The sequence below is a fragment of the Streptomyces sp. NBC_00620 genome (genome assembly GCF_026341825.1).
GTDB lineage: Bacteria > Actinomycetota > Actinomycetes > Streptomycetales > Streptomycetaceae > Streptomyces.
In genome coordinates this window covers 518,487-540,297 of sequence record NZ_JAPENY010000002.1, presented here as the reverse complement: position 1 = coordinate 540,297, position 21,811 = coordinate 518,487, and the positions used below count along the sequence as shown (strand labels likewise).

The following is a 21,811-nucleotide window of genomic DNA, read 5'->3' as shown; positions in this document are numbered from 1 at the left end:
GCGGTTTTTTTGTCCGTTCTCGCGCAGGACACTCATGGCACCCCCCTGATATTCCTGGCCTCAAGTGCCGGTGCCCTGGGCGGCGTTTCGGCGATTTCCGGTTACTTCGTGCATCGCTCCCGCCCCGGCCCCTCCGCCATTGGCAGCGCGGACCATGACCCGATGTACGTACCTCCGCCCAATCTCCCCACCCTGTCGCGCTACTTCACCGGTCGTAGCGACGAACTCAAGGCGGTCTCAGAGGCGTTGAGGCCGAGGGAGCGCAACAGTGGAATGCGGGTCTGCGTGGTGCACGGACGGGCCGGGCTGGGCAAGACCCAGCTGGCCGCCGCGTATGCCGACGGCCGCCTGCGGCAGCACCGCTCGCTCGTCTGGTGGCTCCACGCCTCCAGTTACGAACGGCTCATGGGCGAGTTGCTGGAACTCGCCGCGTGTCTGGGTATACCGGAGCACAACTCCAAGAGCGTGATGCTCAACCGGCTCTGGGGACGGCTGCGCGACACCCCCGGCTGGGTCCTCGTCTACGACGACGCGCAGGACGACAGCCTGGGCCCGCTGAACGAGCAGACGAACGACGCGCGGCCCTCACTCCTGCCCAGGACGGGACACGGGGAAGTACTCATCACCACGCAGCGGCGCGAGGGCTGGGAGAACCTCCCCGCCCACTCGGTCGAGCGGATCGCGCTGCCCGACCTGAACGCGGACGACGGACTCGCCCTCCTCAGCAAGCGGATCGGCGCCGAGGACGACGAGAGGGCGCTGGTCGAGCTGGGCACCCAACTGCACTGGCTGCCCCTCGCCCTGGACCAGGCGGGGGCGTACATCGCGGATGCCGAGATCTCCGTGAAGGAGTATCTGCGCCGGCTCCCCGGCCATCCCGTCAGCAGCGCCGCAGCCACCTTCCGGCTCTCGATCGAACGGATCGTCTCCGCCGAGCCGGTCGCCGAGGACCTCATGCGGCTGTGCTCCTTCCTCGCGTCGGAGGACGTACGGCAGGACATGCTGCTGCGCCATCCCCTGGTGATCCCCTCGCCCTTGAGGGAAGTGATGGAGGACCAGGCCGCTTTCAACCGGGTGGTCCGGCGCCTGTCCAACCACTCGCTGCTCAGCCGCAGCGGGGACAGCCGGGTGGCCAGCGTCATCTACGCCATGCATCCGCAGGTCCAGTTCTTCGTCCGTGAGGGCATGGACACCCAGGCCAGGCTGCTCTGGTCACAGTCCGCGGTCCAACTGCTGGAAGCCGCGTTCCCCAGGGCGCCCGAGCTGCTGGACGAGCGTGCCGCCTGTGAGACGTTGATGCCGCATGTCGAGGCGGTGTCGGCCGAGCTGGTGTGGGGAGCCGACACGGACGACCAGGAGTACGGGGCGGCCCGCGACCCCAAGGCCCTGGCCAGGCTGCTGCACCGCGTCGGTGTCTACCAGGAGCACCGCTGCGACTGGGTGCACGCCCTGGAGTACTTCGAGAAGGAGGCGGCACTCCGCGAAACCCTCCAGGACGACGCCCTGGGGCTCGCCACCGCGCAGCTCGCCGTGGCCCGCCAGCACTATCTGCTGGCGCACCTCGACGACGCCGAGGCGCAGTGCCGACTGGCACTGGACCAGTGTCTGCAGCGGCTGGACGATCCCGCCTTCCTCCCGTTGCGGGCGCAGTGCCTCAGGCAGCTCGGCGGCATTCTGCGCGAGGACACCCAGTTCACCGAGGCACTGGAAGCCGTGGAACAGGCGATCGACATCTACGAGCGCCACGGCGCCGAGTGGGACGGGCTCGACTGGGCCATCGCCGAGCAGGAGGCCGGCATGATCCACAGGAACGCCGGCCAGCTCACCAAGGCGCTCGGCTGCTACGAGCGAGCCACCGGCAGGATCCCGCGCCGGGGCAGTGAGGAACCCCGGGAGCATCTGGTCTTCAGGGCCATGCTCCGGCGTGACACCGGCATCGTGGCGCAGGACCGCGGCGATCTGGAGACCGCCGAGCGGGAGCTGTCCGAAGCACTCTCGGCCTTCCGGGCGAACCGCGGCGCCGACGACTTCGAGACCTCCCAGGTCGCCAAGTTCCTCGCGGACGTACGCCGCCGCCAGGGCGAGGAACTCCGTGCCCGCGCCCGCGACACCTACAACCCGTTGCTGTGGCGGCGCCTGCGCCAGGACTCACGTGCACGCCTGCGGGAAGCCGCCGAGTTGCTGGCCCCTGTCGTCGAGCTGCACCGCAAGCGTCGCGAGGCCGAGGACCACAAATACGCCGCCTGCCTCAACAAGCTGGGCTCCCTGCAACATGCGCAGGGCCGGACGGCACAGGCCCTGCGGACGCTGCGCGAGGCCGAAGGCATCTACGTCGCGCGATACGGACGCGGGCACCACTACCGGGCCAAGACGCTCTCCCGACTGGGCCCCGTGCTGCTCACCGCCGGTGACCGACCGGGCGCGCAGGACACCCTGCACGAAGCGGAGCGCATCATCCGCGGACGGCTGGGCGACGTCCATCCCTCACTGAGCGCCGTGTACGAGCGGCTGGCCCTGTGCACCACGGACGCGCAGCGGGCGGCGGACTTCCGCACCCGTGCGCAGGACATCAAGGACGCGATCGGGGGCGGGACACCCACGCACACGTAGCCGTCATCCGGTCCAAGAGCCGGCCCAAGAGCCGAGCACGCGATCTGTCCGGACATGCCCACCCCGCGTGAATTCATGCACAAGCCCCCGCCTAGCATGGAGCCCGTGCCAAACGTGACCCGAGCCGACGCCGTAGCCGCCGTGCGCAACCCGCTCGCCTTCATCGCCGAACGCTGGACCCCGACGAAGGGGACGGTGCGGCGGGCGGCTCTGGCCGCGCTCGTCATGGCGGTGGTGATCGTGGTCACCGGCGGTGCCGTACGGCTGACGGGTTCGGGCCTCGGCTGCCCGACCTGGCCCAAGTGCACCGACGACTCGCTCACCACGACCAGCGCGATGGGCGTCCATGGCGTCATCGAGTTCGGCAACCGCATGCTGACGTACGTGCTGTGCGCGGCGGTCGGCTGGGCGATCATCGCGGCGCGCTCGCGGAAGCCGTACCGGCGTGGCCTGACCCGGCTGGGCTGGACGCAGTTCTGGGTCGTCATGAGCAACGCGGTGCTCGGCGGCATCGTCGTGCTGGTGGGCCTCAACCCGTATACGGTCGCGGCCCACTTCCTCCTCTCCACCGCGCTCATCGCCGTCGCCACCCTGATGTGGCAGCGCACCCGCGAGGGCGACGCCGAGCCGCGCCCCCTCGTCGGCAAGCCGGTGCAGCAGATGGTGTGGGTGCTGGTCGCCGCGACCGTCCTGCTGATCGCGCTCGGCACGGTCGTCACCGGCGCGGGCCCGCACGCCGGCGACTCGAGCGAGGTCGAGCGCATCCCGCTGGACTGGGAGAACGTCACCAAGCTCCATTCGGTGCTGGCCTGGATCGTCGTGACACTGGCCTTCGCCCTGTGGTTCGTCCTCAAGGCCGTCGACGCCCCCAAGGGCCCCCTCGACCGCACCCGGGACCTGTTCCTCATCCTCCTCGGGCAGGGCGTCATCGGTTACGTCCAGTACTTCACGGACCTCCCCGAAGTCCTGGTCGGCCTCCACATGTTCGGCTCCTGCCTGGTGTGGATCGGGGTCCTGCGGGTCCTGCTGTCGCTGCGCGAACGGCCGGAGATCCTGGCGGATGTGCCGGGCCCTTCCACCGAAACGACGCTCACGCGCGCGTGAACCCGTCGTACGCGGTGACCAGGCCGTCGATCGCGGGGCCCAGGTAGCCCCTGGTCAGCTGGGCCCGGCGGGACGGCCACGCGTCGGGGTGCGGGCCCGGATCCCCGTACCGCCGTCGTCGTATGTCCTCGACCAGCTCGAGGGGCGCGCCCAGTCCCGGCAGCAGGTCCAGGGCTTCCCCTTTGGAGATCAGCCGCCCCTCCCGCAGGGTGACGGTCGCCCGCGCGAAGGTGACCATCCCGAGGTCGACCCACACGTCCTGCTCCCAGAGCCGGGCCTTGTCCACCGCGGGCCGCCAGAACTCCTTCTGGTCCCGTACGACGAAGGCCTTGAGTTCCCGGTCCTGGACAGGCGGCAGCAGGTCCTCGGGCGGTTTGCCGTGCATGACGAGTCCGAAGGCGTGCAGTTCGCGTCGGGTGACGGGGGTGACCGGCCGTTTCATCAGCACGTTGTGCGCCCAGGTGATGTACGAGCGCTCGTCACCGGCCATGGTGTCGGGGGTCATGTAGCTGCAGTGCAGCTTCACGGCGAGCGGCTCGTCGACGCGCAGTCGTCGGTGCAGCCGCACCAGCCTCCGTATCGTGGCGAGCGAGACGGGATCCTCCAGGACGGCGATCAGGTCCAGGTCGCTGCGGCCCTCCTGGTAGTCACCCCCGGCGAGCGAGCCGTGCACCCACAGAGCGACGGGAGTTAGGGCGCGCAGCTCGGTCAGGAAGCGGTCCAGCAGGCGGGCCGTGGCGTCGGCGGCGTCGGTCATGAGAGCGAGTCTGGAGGGCTCACTCCACCCCGTACACCCGCCGGGCGTTCCCGGCCGCGATGAGCCCCGCCACCCGTTGCGCGTCCACCAGCGACCAGGCGCCCTCGGCGACCCACGTGCCGAGCACCCGGGCGAGCGCCTCGCGGAAGAGACGTGCCCCGACCACATGGAGTTCGGGCAGCCCATGTGCGCCGCTGGAGAAGAGGAGCTTGCCGAAGGGCGCCAGTTCCAGGATCTCGGAGAACACGGCCGCTGCCCGCGCTCCGGTGCGCACCAGCGCGGCGCCCAGGTCGGCGTACACATGCGGGAAGACCCCGGCGAGGTGCGCCGCGTGCCGGTGGTACGGGTAGCCGTGCAGGAGGACCAGATCGGTGCCGAGCCCGGCCGTGGCGCGGGCGAAGTCGGTGAGCAGGACGGGGTCGGTGCGGTCGATGCGCAGGCCCGGTTCGCCGAGTCCGGCATGGAGCTGGAGCGGCAGGCCTGAGGCGATCGCGATCCACAGCAGGTGTCTGAGCAGCACCGGGTCGCTGAGCGCCCCGCCCACCCGGCGCCGGGCGAGCCAGCGCCCCGCCGCGCCCCGTACCTCTCCCGGCCCCGGCGGCTCGGGCGCGAGCGCCAGGCCGTGCCGTACTCCCGCCACCGAGGTGAAGGCCACGGCGTTCGCGGCGGCACCGTGGACGGACTCCGCGAGATTGGCGAGAAAGGACTCGACCGTGCCGGAGGTGTCGGCGACCTGTTCGGCCAGCAGCTCGAGCCGGACGATCTCATGCGCGTCGGCCGCGCCCGCGGTGGCCATTTCGCCGGGTCCTGTCAGATCGCCGGGCAGCCCGGTGTCGACGAGATACGTCGTGATGCCACTGCCGCGCAGCAGCCTGCGGCCCGACTCCAGTACGCCGAGTTCGCGACGCCGGGCGAGATAGCGGGCGGGCGGACAGTGCGGCTCCAGGCCGAGCAGCGGCGGACACCAGCGGCGTACGGCGAAACCGGTCTGGGTGTCGAAGAAGGTGGTGCCCGGAGCGGGCGGGCCCTCGGTCCTGGCGAGGTGGGCCTCGAAGGTACCGAGGCCCAGCTCCGTCCTCAGTACGCCGTGGCAGTACTGGTCCACCAGGGACGGCGTTTCGATCATCCGGACTCCCCGCGACTGGACCGTGCCTTCTCAGGTCCTAACGGGTGAACCGGGTATCAGGTGTTGCTTGCACACACCCCGTGCGAAGACGCTCCGCTGTTTCTGCCGTTCGGGAGTGGCGGTGGTTCGGAAACCGCGGGCTGTCGGTGGCTGGCCGCGCAGTTCCCCGCGCCCCTGGCGGGGCGCTGCACCTGAGGCCTGGTTCAACCGTTGCTGGGAGCCCCGAGCTGGATTCCCGCCATCCGCTTCCACTCGTACGGCCCCGTCTTCACCTTCGCCGCGAACTCGCCGTCGAACTCTTCATGAACAGTGATTCCGGCCTTCTTCACGGCCTGCTCGGCGATCGCGTACGCGGGAGCCACGAGGTCGCCCCAGCCACCGTCCGCACCGACGAGCACGATCCGGGCGCCGCGCTGCCCGATGTACTCCACATGGCCTTCGGCCCCGCCGTGCTTCTCGGCGAAGGCGGCGATCTCCTTGGCGAGCTTGGCGGCCCTGCGCTCGGCCTTGGCGGCCTGCTTGGCGTCGGTGCCCTCGTCAACCTGCTGCGTGTCTGCCATGGCCAGGATGCTACCGACGGGTAGATCAAACGGCGACGGGCGGGGTGCGTGGCCTTGACCACGCACCCCGCCCGTCGAAATCCCGGATGGGCCTAACGGAAGAGATGGGCCTAACGGAGGAAGGGATCCACCGCGACCGCCACGAACAGCAGCGACACATAGGTGATGGACCAGTGGAACAGCCGCATCTCCTTGAGCTTGCCGCCCGTCGCCTCGCCCTTGGCGCGGTTCTGCAGCGCGTGCGCCTCCCACAGCCACCAGCCGCCGGCCACCAGGGCGACCGCCGTGTAGAACCAGCCGGTGTAGCCGAGCGGGGTGAGCAGCAGCGAGACGGCGACCATCACCCAGCTGTAGAGGACGATCTGCCGGGCGACCACCTTGTTGGAGGCGACGACCGGAAGCATCGGCACGCCCACGCGCGCGTAGTCGTCCTTCACCTTCATCGACAGCGGCCAGTAGTGCGGCGGCGTCCAGAAGAACATGACGAGGAAGAGGATGACCGGGGCCCACGACATCGAGTTGGTCACCGCCGACCAGCCGATGAGAACGGGCATGCAGCCGGCGATGCCGCCCCAGACGATGTTCTGCGATGTACGACGCTTGAGGATCATCGTGTAGACGACCACGTAGAAGAGGAGCGCGCCGAGGGAGAGCCAGGCCGAGAGCCAGTTGACCGTCAGGCCGAACAGGAGCGTGGAGACCACGGCGAGCGAGAGGCCGAAGGCCAGGCACTCACGCGGGCTGACCATGCCGGTGACCAGCGGGCGCTGTGAGGTCCGGTCCATCAGCGCGTCGATGTCCCGGTCGATGTACATGTTGAGCGCGTTGGCGCCGCCCGCCGAGAGGTAGCCGCCGAGGCAGGTGAGGAGCACCAGCTTCAGGTCGGGCACCCCCTGCTGGGCCAGGAACATCACCGGGACGGTGGTGATCAGCAGTAGCTCGATGATTCGTGGCTTGGTCAACGCCACGAAAGCCATGACACGGGCCCCGAACGGCCGATGTTTTGGGCTGCTGCTCGTCCCGAGCACCCCCGGTGGACGGGATTCGACGGCCGTCACGCACACCCCTGACAGAGACATCCCAGCAAGCCCCCGGGTGTGAACTCCCCGTAAAGGCTCGCGCGTACCACGCCACTGTAGACGTTGCCCATACCCCGACATTCGCGGGGGTGGGTCGTGTTGGCGGACGTCGCACCAGGTGCCTGGTGACGCACGCGCAACGGGCGTGTCAAAGCTCGATTGAGCACTCGGACGAGCGGCTCCGTATTCACTTGCCGAATGCGGAATGGACCGGTCGGGAGGCGGATCCCGGAGACTCCCGGCAGTCTGGAATGACTCGAAAAAACGCACGTACTTACGGGGGTAGGCTCGACAACGGCCGGTGGGCGCACGCGCGCCGGCATTCGACATGTGGAACATGTGGAGAGGAGCCCTGACCCAGGGTGAGCACCAAGCCGACCACCACAGACCTCGAGTGGACCGAGTTGGACCAGCGGGCTGTGGACACCGCCCGCGTCCTGGCCGCCGATGCCGTACAGAAGGTCGGTAACGGCCATCCCGGTACGGCGATGAGCCTGGCGCCCGCCGCGTACACCCTCTTCCAGAAGGTGATGCGGCACGACCCGGCGGACCCCGACTGGACCGGACGCGACCGTTTCGTGCTGTCCGCGGGGCACTCGTCCCTGACCCTCTACACCCAGCTGTACCTGGCCGGATTCGGCCTGGAGCTGGACGATCTCAAGGCCTTCAGGACGTGGGGCAGCAGGACGCCCGGCCACCCCGAGTACGGGCACACCCCCGGCGTGGAGACGACGACGGGGCCGCTCGGCCAGGGTGTCGCCAACGCGGTGGGCATGGCGATGGCCAGCCGTTACGAGCGCGGCTTGTTCGATCCGGACGCCCCCCAGGGTGAGTCCCCGTTCGACCACTTCATCTTCGCGATCGCCGGTGACGGCTGCCTCCAGGAGGGCATCTCCGCCGAGGCGTCCTCGATGGCCGGTCACCAGGAGCTCGGCAACCTGATCCTGCTGTGGGACGACAACCACATCTCGATCGAGGGCGACACCGAGACGGCCGTCTCCGAGGACACCGTCAAGCGGTACGAGGCGTACGGCTGGCATGTGCAGCGGATCGCCCCGAAGCCGGACGGCGACCTCGACCCGCACGCCATCTACAACGCCATCGAGGCCGCGAAGCTGGTGACGGACAAGCCCTCCTTCATCGCGATGCGCTCGATCATCGCCTGGCCCGCCCCGAACGCGCAGAACACCGAGGCCGCGCACGGCTCGGCGCTCGGCGACGACGAGGTCGCGGCCACCAAGCGCGTGCTCGGCTTCGACCCGGAGCAGAGCTTCGAGGTCGCCGAGGAGGTCCTCGCGCACACCCGCGGGGCCCTGGACCGCGGCCGTGAGGCCAAGGGTGAGTGGGAGAAGGGCTTCGCGGCCTGGCGTACGGCCAATCCTGAGCGTGCCGCCGAGTTCGACCGCATCGCCGCGGGTGAGCTGCCCGCGGGCTGGGAGTCGCAGCTTCCGGTGTTCGAGGCGGGCAAGGGTGTCGCCACCCGTGCCGCGTCCGGCAAGGTCCTCCAGGCCCTCGGTGCGGTCATCCCCGAGCTCTGGGGCGGCTCCGCCGACCTCGCAGGATCGAACAACACGACCATCGACAAGACGAGCTCCTTCCTGCCGGCGGACAACCCGCTGCCGGAGGCGAACCCGTACGGCCGCACGATCCACTTCGGTATCCGCGAGCACTCGATGGCCGCCGAGATGAACGGCATCGCGCTGCACGGCAACACCCGCATCTACGGCGGCACCTTCCTGGTGTTCTCCGACTACATGCGCAACGCGGTGCGGCTGTCGGCCCTCATGCACGCTCCGGTGACGTACGTGTGGACGCACGACTCGATCGGCCTCGGCGAGGACGGCCCGACACACCAGCCGGTCGAGCACCTGGCCTCGCTGCGCGCGATCCCCGGTCTGAACGTCGTCCGTCCCGCGGACGCCAACGAGACCACGATCGCCTGGCGCGAGGTCCTCAAGCGCTACACCAAGGTGTTCGGCAAGGGTGCCCCGCACGGCCTCGCGCTGACCCGCCAGGGTGTACCGACGTACGAGGCCAACGAGGATGCCGCCAAGGGCGGTTACGTGCTGTTCGAGGCCGAGGGCGGCTCGCCCGAGGTCATCCTCATCGGCACCGGCTCCGAGGTGCACGTCGCCGTCGAGGCGCGTGAGCAGCTCCAGGCCGAGGGCATCCCGACTCGGGTCGTGTCCATGCCGTGCGTGGAGTGGTTCGACGAGCAGGACCAGGGGTACCGGGACAGCGTGCTGCCGCCTTCGGTGAAGGCGCGGGTTTCGGTCGAGGCCGGTATCGGTCTCACCTGGCACCGGTTCGTCGGGGACGCGGGACGCATTGTTTCGCTGGAGCACTTCGGTGCTTCTGCCGATGGCAAGGTGCTCTTCCGCGAGTTCGGTTTCACTGCCGAGAACGTCGCATCCGCCGCCCGGGAATCGATCGCCGCAGCCCAGCGCTGACGCTGGTACACGACACGTAGGAGATGCAATTTCCATGACAGACGCACTCAAGCGCCTCTCCGAGGAAGGCGTCGCGATCTGGCTGGACGACCTGTCGCGCAAGCGGATCACGTCCGGCAATCTCGCCGAACTGATCGACCAGCAGCACGTCGTGGGCGTCACCACCAACCCGTCGATCTTCCAGAAGGCGATCGCCGGCGGCGACGGCTACGAGCAGCAGCTCACCGAGCTCGCTGCCCGCAAGGTCACCGTCGACGAGGCCATCCGCATGATCACGACGGCGGACGTCCGTGACGCCGCCGACATCCTGCGCCCGGTCTTCGACGCCACGCAGGGCCAGGACGGCCGGGTCTCGATCGAGGTCGACCCGCGCCTTGCCCACAACACGACGGCCACCGTCGCCGAGGCCAAGCAGCTGGCCTGGCTGGTGGACCGCCCCAACACCCTCATCAAGATCCCGGCGACCAAGGCGGGCCTGCCCGCGATCACCGAGGTCATCGGCAAGGGCATCAGCGTCAACGTCACGCTGATCTTCTCGCTCGCCCGCTACCGCGAGGTCATGGACGCCTACCTCGCGGGCCTGGAGAAGGCCAAGGCCGCCGGCCTCGACCTCTCCAAGATCCACTCGGTGGCGTCGTTCTTCGTGTCCCGCGTGGACACCGAGATCGACAAGCGGATCGACGCCCTGGGCACGGACGAGGCGAAGGCCGCCCGCGGCAAGGCGGGCCTCGCCAACGCGCGGCTGGCCTACGAGGCGTACGAGGAGGTCTTCTCCTCCGACCGCTGGGCCGCCCTCGACAAGGCGCAGGCCAACAAGCAGCGCCCGCTGTGGGCCTCGACCGGCGTCAAGGACAAGGCGTACAAGGACACCCTGTACGTCGACGACCTGGTCGCGCCGAACACGGTGAACACCATGCCGGAGGCCACGCTCGAGGCCACCGAGGACCACGGCAAGATCACCGGCAACACCATCGCCGGTACGTACGACCAGTCCCGTGCCGAGCTCGACGCGGTCGAGAAGCTCGGGATCTCGTACGACGACGTGGTCCAGCTCCTGGAGGACGAGGGCGTCGAGAAGTTCGCGACGTCCTGGAACGACCTGCTCAAGTCGACAGAGGCAGAGCTCCAGCGCCTCGCCCCCTCGGAGGGCTGAAATCTTGTCAAGCAGCAACCCGCTGCGTGACCCCGCAGACCGACGGCTCCCGCGTATCGCGGGGCCGTCGGGCCTGGTCATCTTCGGCGTCACGGGCGATTTGTCACGTAAAAAGCTGATGCCCGCCGTATACGACCTCGCCAACCGGGGTCTGCTGCCGCCGGGCTTCTCACTCGTCGGCTTCGCCCGGCGCGAGTGGGCCAACGAGGACTTCGCGCAGGAGGTCCACGACGCGGTCAAGGAACACTCCCGCACACCCTTCCGCGAGGAGGTCTGGCAGCAGCTCGTCCAGGGCATGCGCTTCGTGCAGGGCACCTTCGACGACGACGACTCCTTCGAGCGGCTGCGCACCACGATCGACGAGCTGGACAAGGCACAGGGCACGGGCGGCAACTTCGCCTTCTACCTCTCCGTGCCGCCGTCCGCCTTCCCGGTGGTCATCAAGCAGCTGAAGAAGCACCGCCTTGCCGAACAGGCGAGCGGTTCCTGGCGCCGTGCGGTCATCGAGAAGCCCTTCGGACACGACCTCAAGTCGGCCGAGGAGCTCAACGCGGTCGTGCACGAGGTGTTCGCCTCGGACCAGGTCTTCCGTATCGACCACTACCTGGGCAAGGAAACCGTCCAGAACATCCTGGCGCTCCGCTTCGCCAACACGATGTTCGAACCGGTCTGGAACCGGTCGTTCGTCGACCACGTGCAGATCACGATGGCCGAGGACATCGGCATCGGCGGCCGGGCCGGCTACTACGACGGCATCGGCGCGGCCCGTGACGTCATCCAGAACCACCTGCTCCAGCTGATGGCCCTCACGGCCATGGAGGAACCCGCCTCCTTCGACGCGGACGCGCTCGCGGCCGAGAAGACCAAGGTCCTCGGCGCGGTCAAGATCTCCCAGGATCTGGGCCGCGACACCGTGCGCGGGCAGTACGCGGCCGGCTGGCAGGGCGGCGAGAAGGCCGTCGGCTACCTCCAGGAAGACGGCATCGACCCCAAGTCGAAGACCGACACCTACGCCGCGATCAAGGTGGAGGTGGACAACCGCCGCTGGGCCGGGGTCCCCTTCTACCTCCGCACCGGCAAGCGCCTGGGCCGCCGCGTCACCGAGATCGCGGTCGTCTTCCAGCGCGCCCCGCACTCCCCCTTCGACCACACGGCCACGGAGGAGCTGGGCCAGAACGCGATCGTCATCCGCGTCCAGCCCGACGAGGGCATCACGGTCCGCTTCGGCTCCAAGGTCCCCGGCACCTCCATGGAGATCCGGGACGTCTCGATGGACTTCGCGTACGGCGAGTCCTTCACGGAGTCGAGCCCGGAGGCGTACGAGCGCCTGATCCTCGACGTCCTCCTGGGCGACTCGAACCTCTTCCCGCGCACCGAAGAGGTCGAGCTGTCCTGGAAGATCCTCGACCCGATCGAGCAGTACTGGGACAAGCACGGCAAGCCCGCCCAGTACCCCTCGGGCACCTGGGGACCCGTCGAGGCGGACGAAATGCTCGAGCGAGACGGACGGAGCTGGCGTCGCCCATGAAGATAGATCTCACGGACACCACAGCCAGCAAGATCAACAAGGCGCTCGTGAAGGGCCGCCGGGCCATCGGCACCCCCGCCGTCGGCATGGTGCTCACCCTCGTCATCGTCACCGACGAGGAGAACGCGTACGACGCCCTCAAGTCCGCCAACGACGCCTCCCGTGAGCACCCCTCGCGCACCATCGTGGTGGTCAAGCGCGTCTCCCGCTCGCCGCGCGACCGCACGCAGTCCCGCCTCGACGCCGAGGTACGGGTCGGTGCGGACGCGGGCACCGGCGAGACGGTCGTCCTGCGGCTCTACGGCGAGGTCGCGGACCACGCCCAGTCCGTCGCACTCCCGCTGCTCCTGCCGGACGCGCCGGTCGTGGTCTGGTGGCCGGTGGGCTCCCCCAGCGACCCGGCCAAGGACCCCCTGGGGGCCCTGGGCCAGCGCAGGGTCACCGACAGCTACTCGTCGGAGAAGCCCGTCGACGAACTGCGCACCCGCGCCGAGAACTACGAGCCGGGCGACACCGACCTGGCGTGGGCCCGGATCACCCCCTGGCGCTCCATGCTGGCCGCCGCCCTCGACCAGGTGGACTGCGAGGTCATCTCGGCGGAGGTGTCGGGCGAGGAGTTCAACCCGAGCGTCGAACTGCTGGCCATGTGGCTCGCCGACCGGCTGCATGTGCACGTCCGGCGCGGGGTCTCCGGCGGCCCTGGGCTGACCCAGGTGCGGTTGGAGACCACCGGTGGTCCCGTCACGCTGCACCGTCCGGACGGAGCGATGGCCACGCTGACGCTCCAGGGCCAGCCGGACCGCGCGGTGGCGCTCAAGCGCCGCGAGACCTCCGAGCTGATGGCGGAGGAGCTGCGCCGGCTCGACCCGGACGACACCTACGCGTCGGCGTTGCGGTTCGGGGTGGACCGGCTGGGAGGCACTCCGTCGTCGGCGGACAGGTCTCCGCTTCCCACCCGGACTCCGGCGTCCGCCGTGTCCGACTCGGCCTCGAAGTCGAAGTCGGCGTCCGCCGGCGGCGACGGCAGCCGGCCCACTCCGGCGCACATGCCCCCGGCCAAGGGGACGGCCAAGTGAGCACTCCGCAACTGGTCGTCCACCGCGACAAGGAGCTGATGGCCCAGGCCGCCGCGGCCCGGCTGATCACGAAGATCGTGGACGCGCAGGCCTCGCGCGGCTACGCCTCGATCGTGCTCACGGGCGGCCGCAACGGCAATGGGCTCCTGGCGGCGCTGAGTTCGGCCCCCGCCCGGGACGCCGTCGACTGGGGCCGCCTCGACCTGTGGTGGGGCGACGAGCGGTTCCTGCCGGGAGGCGACCCGGATCGCAATGACACGCAGGCCCGTGCGGCGCTCCTGGACTCCGTGCCGCTGGATCCCGCCCGGGTGCACGCGATGCCCGCGTCGGACGGCCCGTACGGCTCCGATGTGGACGCTGCGGCGGAGGCGTACGAGGCCGAGCTCGCGAAGGCGGCGGGCCCCGAGAACCACGGCTCCGTCCCCACCTTCGACGTCCTGATGCTGGGCGTCGGCCCGGACACCCACGTGGCCTCGCTCTTCCCCGAGCTGCCCGCGGTACGGGAGACCGAACGCACGGTGGTCGGCGTTCATGGCGCCCCCAAGCCTCCGCCGACCCGGATCTCCCTCACCCTCCCCGCGATCCGCTCCGCGCGCGAGGTGTGGCTGCTCGCGGCGGGCGAGGACAAGGCCCAGGCCGCGGCGATCGCCCTGTCGGGCGCGGGCGAGGTACAGGCTCCGGCCGCCGGCGCCCAGGGCCGCTCCCGCACCCTGTGGCTCCTGGACGCGGCAGCGGCTTCCCAGCTGCCGCGCTCGCTGTATCCGCCGGCTTCGGCGTGAGGGTAGGGGCGGCAGGGGATTTGTTTCGCCCCCGCCGCCCCTACCCATTCCCGTCCCTTGGGGGCTCCGCCCCCGAACCCCCGCTCCGCGGGGTTCAGCCCGTCCGGCGTTTGAGGACAAAGCGACGCCATCCCGATCCCCCACCCACCCGTGGGGGCTGCGCTCTTCATCCCGGCCGGGGGAGATCTTTCAGCCCGTCCGGCGTTTGAGGACGAGGCCGTTCAGGCCGACAGCGGGGGTCTGGGGACGGCAGCCCCCAGGAACGGGACGGGTAGGGGCGGAGGGGGCGAGAAACCCACCGCCCACCCGGCTAACGCCCCCGCAACTCCCGGTACTTGGCCACCAGCGCCGTCGTCGACGCGTCGAGCCCGGGCACATCGGCCCCCTCCGCCAACGCCGGCTCAATCCGCTTGGCCAGCACCTTGCCGAGCTCGACCCCCCACTGGTCGAAGGAGTCGATGTTCCAGACGGCCCCCTGGACGAACACCTTGTGTTCGTAGAGGGCGATCAGCTGCCCCAGGACCGACGGCGTCAGATCCCGCGCGAGGATCGTCGTCGTCGGGTGGTTCCCCTTGAACGTCTTGTGCGGCACCAGCTCCTCGGGCACCCCCTCCGCCCGCACCTCGTCCGGCGTCTTGCCGAAGGCCAGCGCCTGCGTCTGCGCGAAGAAGTTCGCCATCAGCAGGTCGTGCTGGGCGACCAGACCGGGCAGCAGATCGGCGACGGGCTCGGCGAAGCCGATGAAGTCGGCCGGGATCAGCTTCGTGCCCTGGTGGATGAGCTGGTAGTACGCGTGCTGCCCGTTGGTGCCGGGCGTCCCCCACACGACAGGACCCGTCTCCCACTCCACGGGAACCCCGTCCCGGTCCACGGACTTGCCATTGGACTCCATGTCCAGCTGCTGCAGGTACGCGGTGAACTTGGACAGGTAGTGCGAGTACGGCAGCACCGCGTGCGCCTGGGCGTCGTGGAAGTTGCCGTACCAGATGCCCAACAGGCCGAGCAGCAAAGGCACGTTGGACTCGGCGGGCGCGGTGCGGAAGTGCTCGTCCACGATCCTGAAGCCGTCGAGCATCGACCGGAACTGGTCGGGCCCGATGGCGATCATCAGCGAGAGACCGATCGCCGAGTCGAACGAGTACCGCCCGCCGACCCAGTCCCAGAACCCGAACATGTTCGCCGTGTCGATGCCGAAGTCCGACACCTTCTCCGCGTTGGTCGACAGCGCCACGAAGTGCTTGGCGACGGCTTCCTGACCGGCCTTCAGCTCGGTCTGCAGCCAGTTCCTGGCCGAGGTCGCGTTCGTGATCGTCTCGATCGTGGTGAACGTCTTCGAGGCGATGATGAACAGCGTCTCGGCCGGGTCGAGGTCCCGCACGGCCTCGTGCAGGTCGGCGCCGTCCACGTTCGACACGAAGCGGACCGTAAGGTCGCGGTCGGTGAAGGAGCGCAGCACCTCGTACGCCATCGCCGGACCGAGGTCGGAGCCGCCGATACCGACGTTGACGATGTTCTTGATGCGCTTGCCGGTGTGGCCGGTCCACTCACCGGAGCGGACGCGCTCGGAGAAGCGGGCCATCTTGTCGAGCACCGCGTGCACGGCCGGGACGACGTTCTCGCCGTCGACCTCGACGACCGTGCCGCTCGGGGCGCGCAGCGCGGTGTGCAGCACCGCGCGGTCCTCGGTCGTGTTGATCTTCTCGCCGCGGAACATGGCGTCCCGCAGCCCGAAGACGTCGGCCGACGCGGCCAGCTCGCGCAGCAGCCTCAGCGTCTCGTCGTTGACCAGGTGCTTGGAGTAGTCGACATGCAGATTGCCGACCTCAAGTGTGTATCCGGTCCCGCGCCCGGGATCAGCCGCGAACAGGTCGCGCAGGTGGGTCTCCCCGAGTTCCTCGCGGTGCTTGGCCAGCGCGGTCCACTCGGGGGTCTGGTTGAGCCTGGTACGGCCTTCTGCGTTCATCTCGGACTTCCGCCTTCTTTCCTGCCTGTGCTGCTGCGTACCTTGCCCCGCTGCCGGTCCCAACCTAATTGATCAGGGCTTGACGTGAGCTGTCGTAGCACCGTCGTCCGGCTCAACAACAGATACGTCCGGCAGACACGCAGGTATCAGCGAGGCGACGGCGAGTGCGAACAGCACGGCCGCGAACAGCGCGGGCCCGTTCAGCCCGTACGCCCCCGCCACGACGCCTCCCAACAGGGCACCGACCGGCGCCCCGGACGTCGAGGCCGTGCGGAACGCGGAGCTGATGCGGCCCACCATGGCGTCCGGGCTGCGCTCCTGCATCAGCGTGACCTGGTTGACGTTCCACACCATGTTCATCGCTCCGAGCAGCGCCATGCCCACGACGACGGCGCCCAGGTGACGGACGGTGCCGACGAGCACCAGCGCCGACGTCTGGACGCAGCCGCCCAGGAACAGGCTCCGCGCCCGCCCGACCCTGTGCGCCAGCCGCGGGGCCAGCACTCCCCCGGCCAGGCTGCCGACCGAGAAGGCGGTCATCACGGCCGCGTACTCCGCGTTCCCCGCGTGCAGCCAGCCCGTCACATGGAGCACGAGGGTGGCGATGAGCCCGCCCATGCCGATGTTGCACAGCAGGGTGGCCATGCACATGGCCCGCAGCACCCGGTCGCCCCACAGGGCGCGCAGCCCTGCGCCTATCTCGGCTCGCAGGGTGCTCCCGGCCGGACGCGGCTGCCGCTCGGGCATCCGCATCCGCAGGGAGGCCACGAGAGCTGCGGCCAGCAGATAGGTGACCGCGTCGGCCGCGAACGGCATGGCGGCCCCGACTACCAGGAGGAGCGGCACGAAGGGGCTCGCCAGCAGGCCGCCGGCGAGCTGCTGGCCGGTCATCAGCCGGGCGTTGGCACTGCCGAGGGCGGCACGGTCCACCAGGGACGGCAGCAGGGCCGTGGACGCGTTGTCGAAGAGGGTCTGGAGGGTGGTCAGTGTGAAGGCGAGCGCGATCAGCAGGACGATCGACGCGTGACCGAGCCCGACGGCGAGGGCGAAGCAGGCCATCAGCGTGCCGCGTACGGCGTCCACGGCCCACATCGCGCGCCGCTGGTCCACCCGGTCGGCGATCGCCCCGCCCAGCAGGCCGAAGAGGAGCCAGGGCAGATAGCCGCAGGCCGTGACGGAGGCGATGACGAGCGGATCGTCGGTGAGGTGCACGGCGAGCAGCGGCAGCGCGGCAGTCCGCAGCGCGTCCCCGAACCGCGACACCACAGCCGCGGTCCACAGCCGCCCGAACCCCCCGCGCCACGCGGGCGCCCGTACCCCCGCCACGTCCGTCGCCGTCACAACGCCCCCCTCGGTTCCACCACTTCAAGAACCGTAGAGGGCACCACTGACAATCGCCTCGGACCCCGAACGGGCCGGGCGTACCCGGGCCGTATCGGCCCGGAGACGAGCGAAACAGCTCCGGCCAGGCACCCGTGGGCACCCGGCCGGTTTTCAACTACTAGATTTCGCCCCGCAGTTTGGCGAGCGCCTCGGCGAGGATCGCCTCGCCGTCCGCGTCGCTGCGCCGCTCCCGTACGTACGCGAGGTGCGTCTTGTACGGCTCGGTGCGCGGCGGGTCCGGCGGGTTGTCCCGGTCCTGTCCGGCGGGAAAGCCGCAGCGCGGGCAGTCCCAGGTGTCGGGAACCTGCGCGTCGCTGGCGAAGCTGGGCTGCGTCTCGTGCCCGTTGGAGCACCAGAAGGAGATGCGCAGCCGCGGCGCGGACTCGCCACGCTCGGCCTCGCCCATCGGCCCCGCCCCGACCCGGCTTCCTCGGATCGCGTTGCCACTTGCCACGGTCGTAACTCCCTGCGTGATGGTGCCGCGAAGCGAGTCGGCGTTTTCGCTTCGTTGCGAGCGCCTCAGTCTACGTAAGGCCCAACGCGCGTCCAGTGATTGGAGTTACACCCCCGCCCCTAGACGCAAGCCCCATGATAGGTCGCGATTTACGTCGCGTACCGAACATGGGGCCTTACGTGCGCAAAGTGCGTGCGTAATGTGCAGTTGTACCGATGTGGGACGGCCAATGTCGGCCGTTGGTCAGTTGTTGACCTTCATCAGGATGCCGAGCGTGACAATGCACGCGAACCAGAGCAGACCGATCACCACGGTGATGCGGTCGAGGTTGCGCTCGGCGACCGAGGAGCCACCGACGGACGACTGCATGCCGCCACCGAACATGTCGGAGAGGCCGCCGCCCTTGCCCTTGTGCATCAGCACCAGCAGCATCAACAGCCCGCTGAAGACGATCAGGGCGATCGAGAACCCCATAACCACGGCTGGACCAACTTCCTCGGATCTGGACGGACGACGGGGGCCGGGTGGCTGCCCACCTGGCCCCCGCTAGGGTACGACGGATCGCCGCTACCGCATACTCGCGGCCGCGAGCCTCCGGCTCACTGGTCCCGGAAACGGACGATCTTGACGAACTCGTCGGCGTCCAGGGAGGCACCGCCGATCAGTGCACCGTCGATGTCGGGCTTCGCCATGATCTCCGCGACGTTCCCGGACTTCACCGAGCCGCCGTACTGGATACGGACGGCGTCGGCCACTTCCTGCGAGTACAGCTCGGCGAGCTTGCCACGGATCGCCGCGCAGACCTCCTGGGCGTCGTCCGAGCCGCAGACCTTGCCGGTGCCGATGGCCCAGACGGGCTCGTACGCGATCACGATCGACTCGGCCTGCTCGGCCGGGAGGCCCTTGAGGCCGCCCTCGACCTGGCTGAGCGTGTGCGCGACGTGGTTACCCGCCTCGCGGATGTCCAGCTCCTCGCCGACGCACAGGATCGGGGTGAGGCCGTGCTTGTAGGCGGCCTTCACCTTGGCGTTGACGATCTCGTCGGTCTCGGCGTGGTACTGCCGGCGCTCGGAGTGGCCGATCGCCACGTACGTGCACTTGAGCTTGGCCAGCATCGGGCCGGAGATCTCGCCGGTGTAGGCACCGGAGTCGTGCGCCGAGACGTCCTGGGCGCCGTACTTGATCTTGAGCTTGTCACCGTCGACCAGGGTCTGCACGGAGCGCAGGTCGGTGAAGGGCGGCAGGACGGCGACCTCACAGGCCTCGTAGTCCTTGTCGGCCAGGGCGAAAGCGAGCTTCTGGACGTGCGCGATGGCCTCGAGGTGGTTGAGGTTCATCTTCCAGTTGCCCGCCATCAGCGGCGTGCGCGTGCTCATTAAGGTCAGTCCTCCAGTGCGGCGAGGCCGGGGAGCGTCTTGCCCTCGAGGTATTCGAGGGAGGCGCCGCCGCCGGTCGAAATGTGGCCGAATGCCGTCTCGTCGAAGCCCAGGATGCGGACGGCCGCGGCGGAGTCGCCACCGCCGACGACTGTGAAGGCCGGGGAGTCGAGAAGGGCCTGGGCGACCGCCTTGGTGCCCTCGGCATAGTCGGGGTGCTCGAAGACGCCCATCGGGCCGTTCCAGAAGACGGTGGCCGCGTCGGTGAGCTTCGAGGCGTACAGCTTGCGGGACTCGGGACCGATGTCCAGGCCCATCTGGTCGGCCGGGATGGCGTCCGCGGCGACGGTGGTCGGGTTGGACGGAGCCTTGGTCTTCAGGTCGGGGAACTGGGCCGCGACCACGACGTCGACCGGGACGAGCAGCTCGACGCCGTTCTTCGCCGCGCGCTCGACGTACTCGGTGACGGCGGGCAGCTGGTCCTCCTGGACCAGGGAGGCGCCGATCTCGTACCCCTTCGCCTTGAGGAAGGTGAAGGCCATGCCGCCGCCGATGAGCAGCTTGTCGGCCTTGCCGAGCAGCTGGTCGATGACGGCGAGCTTGTCGGAGACCTTGGAGCCGCCGAGCGCGACCACATAGGGGCGCCGGACGTCCTCGGTGAGCTTCTTCAGGACGCCGACCTCGGTGGCGATGAGGTAGCCCGCGTAGTGCGGAAGGCGCGCCGGGAGGTCGTACACGGAGGCGTGCTTGCGGTGCACGGCACCGAAACCGTCGCCTACGTAGACATCGGCCAGGGCCGCGAGCTGGTCGGCGAACTCGCCGCGCTCGGTGTCGTCCTTGGACGTCTCGCCGGCGTTGAAGCGCAGGTTCTCGATGACCGCGACCTGGCCGGGCTGGAGGCCGTTCACCGCGTCGTGGGCGGCGGGGCCGATGGTGTCCTGGGCGAACGCGACGGGGGCGCCGAGGAGTTCGGCGAGCCGCTCGGCGGGCTGCAGCAGGGAGAACGCCGGGTCCGGGGCGCCCTTGGGGCGGCCCAGGTGCGAGGCGACGACCACCTTGGCGCCCGCGTCCACGAGGGCCTTGACGGTCGGCAGGACGGCGCGGATGCGGCCGTCGTCGGTGATGAGGCCGTCGGCGAGCGGCACGTTCAGATCGGCGCGGACGAAGACCCGCTTGCCGTCCACGCCTTCGGCGAGAAGTTCGTCGATCGTCTTCATAAGTGGACTCCTAGGGAGGCTCTTTCGATCCGAGAGGGCTGATCGATCAGTACGTGCCGCAGGGCCCGGGCAGCGCGGCTCGCGCTGCCCGGGCCCCGTGGTCACATCGAGGTGCCTGGCTCTGGGACCTAGAGCTGGCCGCCGACGAAGACCGTGAGGTCGACGAGGCGGTTGGAGTAGCCCCACTCGTTGTCGTACCAGCCGAGGATCTTCACCGTGTTGCCCTCCTGGACCATGGTCAGGAGGGAGTCGAAGGTGCAGGAGGCCGGGTCGCCGACGATGTCCGAGGAGACGATCGGGTCCTCGGTGTAGGTCAGGTAGCCCTTCAGGTCGCCGTCGTCGGCGGCCTTCTTGAACGCGGCGTTGACCTCGTCCTTGGTGACCTCGCGCTGCAGCGTCACGACCAGGTCGGTGGCGGAACCGGTCGGGACCGGGACACGCATCGCGATGCCGTCGAGCTTGCCCTTGAGCTGCGGGAGGACCAGCGCGGTGGCCTTGGCGGCACCCGTCGTGGTCGGGATGATGTTCTCGGCGGCGGCGCGGGCGCGGCGCAGGTCCGAGTGCGGGAAGTCGAGGATGCGCTGGTCGTTCGTGTACGCGTGGACCGTCGTCATCAGGCCCTTGACGATGCCGAAGTTCTCGTCGAGAACCTTGGCCATCGGCGCCACACAGTTGGTGGTGCAGGAGGCGTTGGAGATGACGTGGTGGCTGGCCGCGTCGTACTTGTCCTGGTTGACGCCCATCACGATGGTGATGTCCTCGTCCTTGGCCGGAGCCGAGATGAGGACCTTCTTGGCGCCGCCGGCGATGTGCTTCTCGGCGTCGGCCTTCTTGGTGAAGATGCCGGTCGACTCGATGACGATGTCGACGCCCAGGTCGCCCCACGGGATGTCGGCGGGGTTGCGCTCGGACAGCACCTTGATGGTGCGGCCGTCGACGGTGATCGTGTCGGCGGTGTGCGTCACCTCGGCCTTGAGGCGGCCCAGGATGGTGTCGTACTTCAGAAGATGAGCAGTGGTCGCGGTGTCACCCAGGTCGTTGACAGCCACGATCTCGATGTCAGCACCCTGCTCCAGCAGCGCGCGGAAGTAGTTGCGCCCGATGCGGCCAAAGCCGTTGATGCCTACGCGGATCGTCACGAACCGATCTCCTCGTTAGGTACGCCGACTCAGATGTCGGCGAGTTGTATGGGATGT

Annotated in this window: 18 protein-coding genes; 7 read left to right on the top strand and 11 right to left on the bottom strand. The window is 69.3% G+C overall.

Features of this window, described 5'->3' with window-relative positions:
* Positions 1 to 162: 162 nt before the first annotated feature.
* Positions 163 to 2,610: a hypothetical protein gene (locus OG246_RS21585; protein ID WP_266465847.1), complete on the top strand. Its 2,448-nt coding sequence runs from the start codon at positions 163 to 165 to the stop codon at positions 2,608 to 2,610.
* Positions 2,611 to 2,706: 96 nt separating this feature from the next.
* The gene (locus tag OG246_RS21580; RefSeq protein WP_266465841.1) at positions 2,707 to 3,714 is read left to right on the top strand and encodes a heme A synthase; all 1,008 of its coding nucleotides are present in this window, start codon (positions 2,707 to 2,709) and stop codon (positions 3,712 to 3,714) included.
* On the opposite strand, the gene OG246_RS21575 is transcribed toward OG246_RS21580, so the two are convergent.
* The 4 genes from OG246_RS21575 to OG246_RS21560 all read right to left on the bottom strand — a co-directional run bounded on the left by OG246_RS21575 (position 3,701) and on the right by OG246_RS21560 (position 7,221).
* On the bottom strand, positions 3,701 to 4,471 hold the full coding sequence (locus tag OG246_RS21575) for a nucleotidyltransferase domain-containing protein (protein WP_266465832.1): 771 nt from the start codon (positions 4,469 to 4,471) through the stop codon (positions 3,701 to 3,703). The genes OG246_RS21580 and OG246_RS21575 overlap by 14 nt on opposite strands.
* Before the next feature lie 19 nt (positions 4,472 to 4,490).
* Positions 4,491 to 5,597: an amidohydrolase family protein gene (locus OG246_RS21570; RefSeq protein WP_266465829.1), complete on the bottom strand. Its 1,107-nt coding sequence runs from the start codon at positions 5,595 to 5,597 to the stop codon at positions 4,491 to 4,493.
* A 203-nt stretch (positions 5,598 to 5,800) separates the two neighbouring features.
* Positions 5,801 to 6,157: a hypothetical protein gene (locus OG246_RS21565; RefSeq protein WP_266465825.1), complete on the bottom strand. Its 357-nt coding sequence runs from the start codon at positions 6,155 to 6,157 to the stop codon at positions 5,801 to 5,803.
* A 110-nt stretch (positions 6,158 to 6,267) separates the two neighbouring features.
* Entirely contained in the window at positions 6,268 to 7,221 is a 954-nt protein-coding gene (locus tag OG246_RS21560; RefSeq protein WP_266470780.1) for a heme o synthase, read from the bottom strand.
* A gap of 377 nt (positions 7,222 to 7,598) precedes the next feature.
* Between OG246_RS21560 and tkt the strand changes: the two genes are divergently transcribed.
* Genes tkt through pgl form a run of 5 tightly spaced genes read left to right on the top strand, consistent with a single transcriptional unit; the run spans position 7,599 to position 14,222 of the window.
* Positions 7,599 to 9,686: a transketolase gene (gene tkt / locus OG246_RS21555; RefSeq protein WP_266465822.1), complete on the top strand. Its 2,088-nt coding sequence runs from the start codon at positions 7,599 to 7,601 to the stop codon at positions 9,684 to 9,686.
* Between the two features lie 34 nt (positions 9,687 to 9,720).
* Positions 9,721 to 10,839, top strand: coding sequence for a transaldolase (gene tal, locus OG246_RS21550; protein ID WP_266465819.1), 1,119 nt, complete (start codon positions 9,721 to 9,723; stop codon positions 10,837 to 10,839).
* Positions 10,840 to 10,843: 4 nt separating this feature from the next.
* Positions 10,844 to 12,367, top strand: a complete 1,524-nt coding sequence (zwf, locus tag OG246_RS21545) for a glucose-6-phosphate dehydrogenase (protein ID WP_266465816.1) — start codon at positions 10,844 to 10,846, stop codon at positions 12,365 to 12,367.
* Positions 12,364 to 13,443: a glucose-6-phosphate dehydrogenase assembly protein OpcA gene (gene opcA / locus OG246_RS21540; protein ID WP_266465813.1), complete on the top strand. Its 1,080-nt coding sequence runs from the start codon at positions 12,364 to 12,366 to the stop codon at positions 13,441 to 13,443. The genes zwf and opcA overlap by 4 nt, the downstream gene beginning before the upstream one ends.
* Positions 13,440 to 14,222 carry a 6-phosphogluconolactonase gene (pgl, locus tag OG246_RS21535; protein WP_266465811.1) on the top strand — a complete coding sequence of 261 codons (783 nt, stop codon included), beginning with the start codon at positions 13,440 to 13,442 and terminating at the stop codon, positions 14,220 to 14,222. Before opcA ends, pgl begins: the two co-directional genes overlap by 4 nt.
* A 310-nt stretch (positions 14,223 to 14,532) precedes the next feature.
* Here the strand turns inward: pgl and pgi are convergent, their stop codons facing one another.
* The 7 genes from pgi to gap all read right to left on the bottom strand — a co-directional run bounded on the left by pgi (position 14,533) and on the right by gap (position 21,754).
* Positions 14,533 to 16,185, bottom strand: coding sequence for a glucose-6-phosphate isomerase (pgi, locus tag OG246_RS21530; RefSeq protein WP_266465809.1), 1,653 nt, complete (start codon positions 16,183 to 16,185; stop codon positions 14,533 to 14,535).
* 72 nt (positions 16,186 to 16,257) lie between these two features.
* Positions 16,258 to 17,451 carry an MFS transporter gene (locus OG246_RS21525; RefSeq protein WP_266470777.1) on the bottom strand — a complete coding sequence of 398 codons (1,194 nt, stop codon included), beginning with the start codon at positions 17,449 to 17,451 and terminating at the stop codon, positions 16,258 to 16,260.
* Between the two features lie 235 nt (positions 17,452 to 17,686).
* Entirely contained in the window at positions 17,687 to 18,022 is a 336-nt protein-coding gene (locus OG246_RS21520) for an RNA polymerase-binding protein RbpA (protein WP_003957010.1), read from the bottom strand.
* A 243-nt stretch (positions 18,023 to 18,265) separates the two neighbouring features.
* Positions 18,266 to 18,496: a preprotein translocase subunit SecG gene (secG, locus tag OG246_RS21515; protein ID WP_266465805.1), complete on the bottom strand. Its 231-nt coding sequence runs from the start codon at positions 18,494 to 18,496 to the stop codon at positions 18,266 to 18,268.
* 125 nt (positions 18,497 to 18,621) lie between these two features.
* Positions 18,622 to 19,398 carry a triose-phosphate isomerase gene (tpiA, locus tag OG246_RS21510; protein ID WP_266465802.1) on the bottom strand — a complete coding sequence of 259 codons (777 nt, stop codon included), beginning with the start codon at positions 19,396 to 19,398 and terminating at the stop codon, positions 18,622 to 18,624.
* A 5-nt stretch (positions 19,399 to 19,403) separates the two neighbouring features.
* Positions 19,404 to 20,615, bottom strand: coding sequence for a phosphoglycerate kinase (gene pgk / locus OG246_RS21505; protein ID WP_266465799.1), 1,212 nt, complete (start codon positions 20,613 to 20,615; stop codon positions 19,404 to 19,406).
* A 128-nt stretch (positions 20,616 to 20,743) separates the two neighbouring features.
* A complete protein-coding gene (gene gap / locus OG246_RS21500) occupies positions 20,744 to 21,754 on the bottom strand; it encodes a type I glyceraldehyde-3-phosphate dehydrogenase (protein WP_266465797.1) in 1,011 nt (336 codons plus the stop codon).
* Positions 21,755 to 21,811 lie beyond the last annotated feature (57 nt).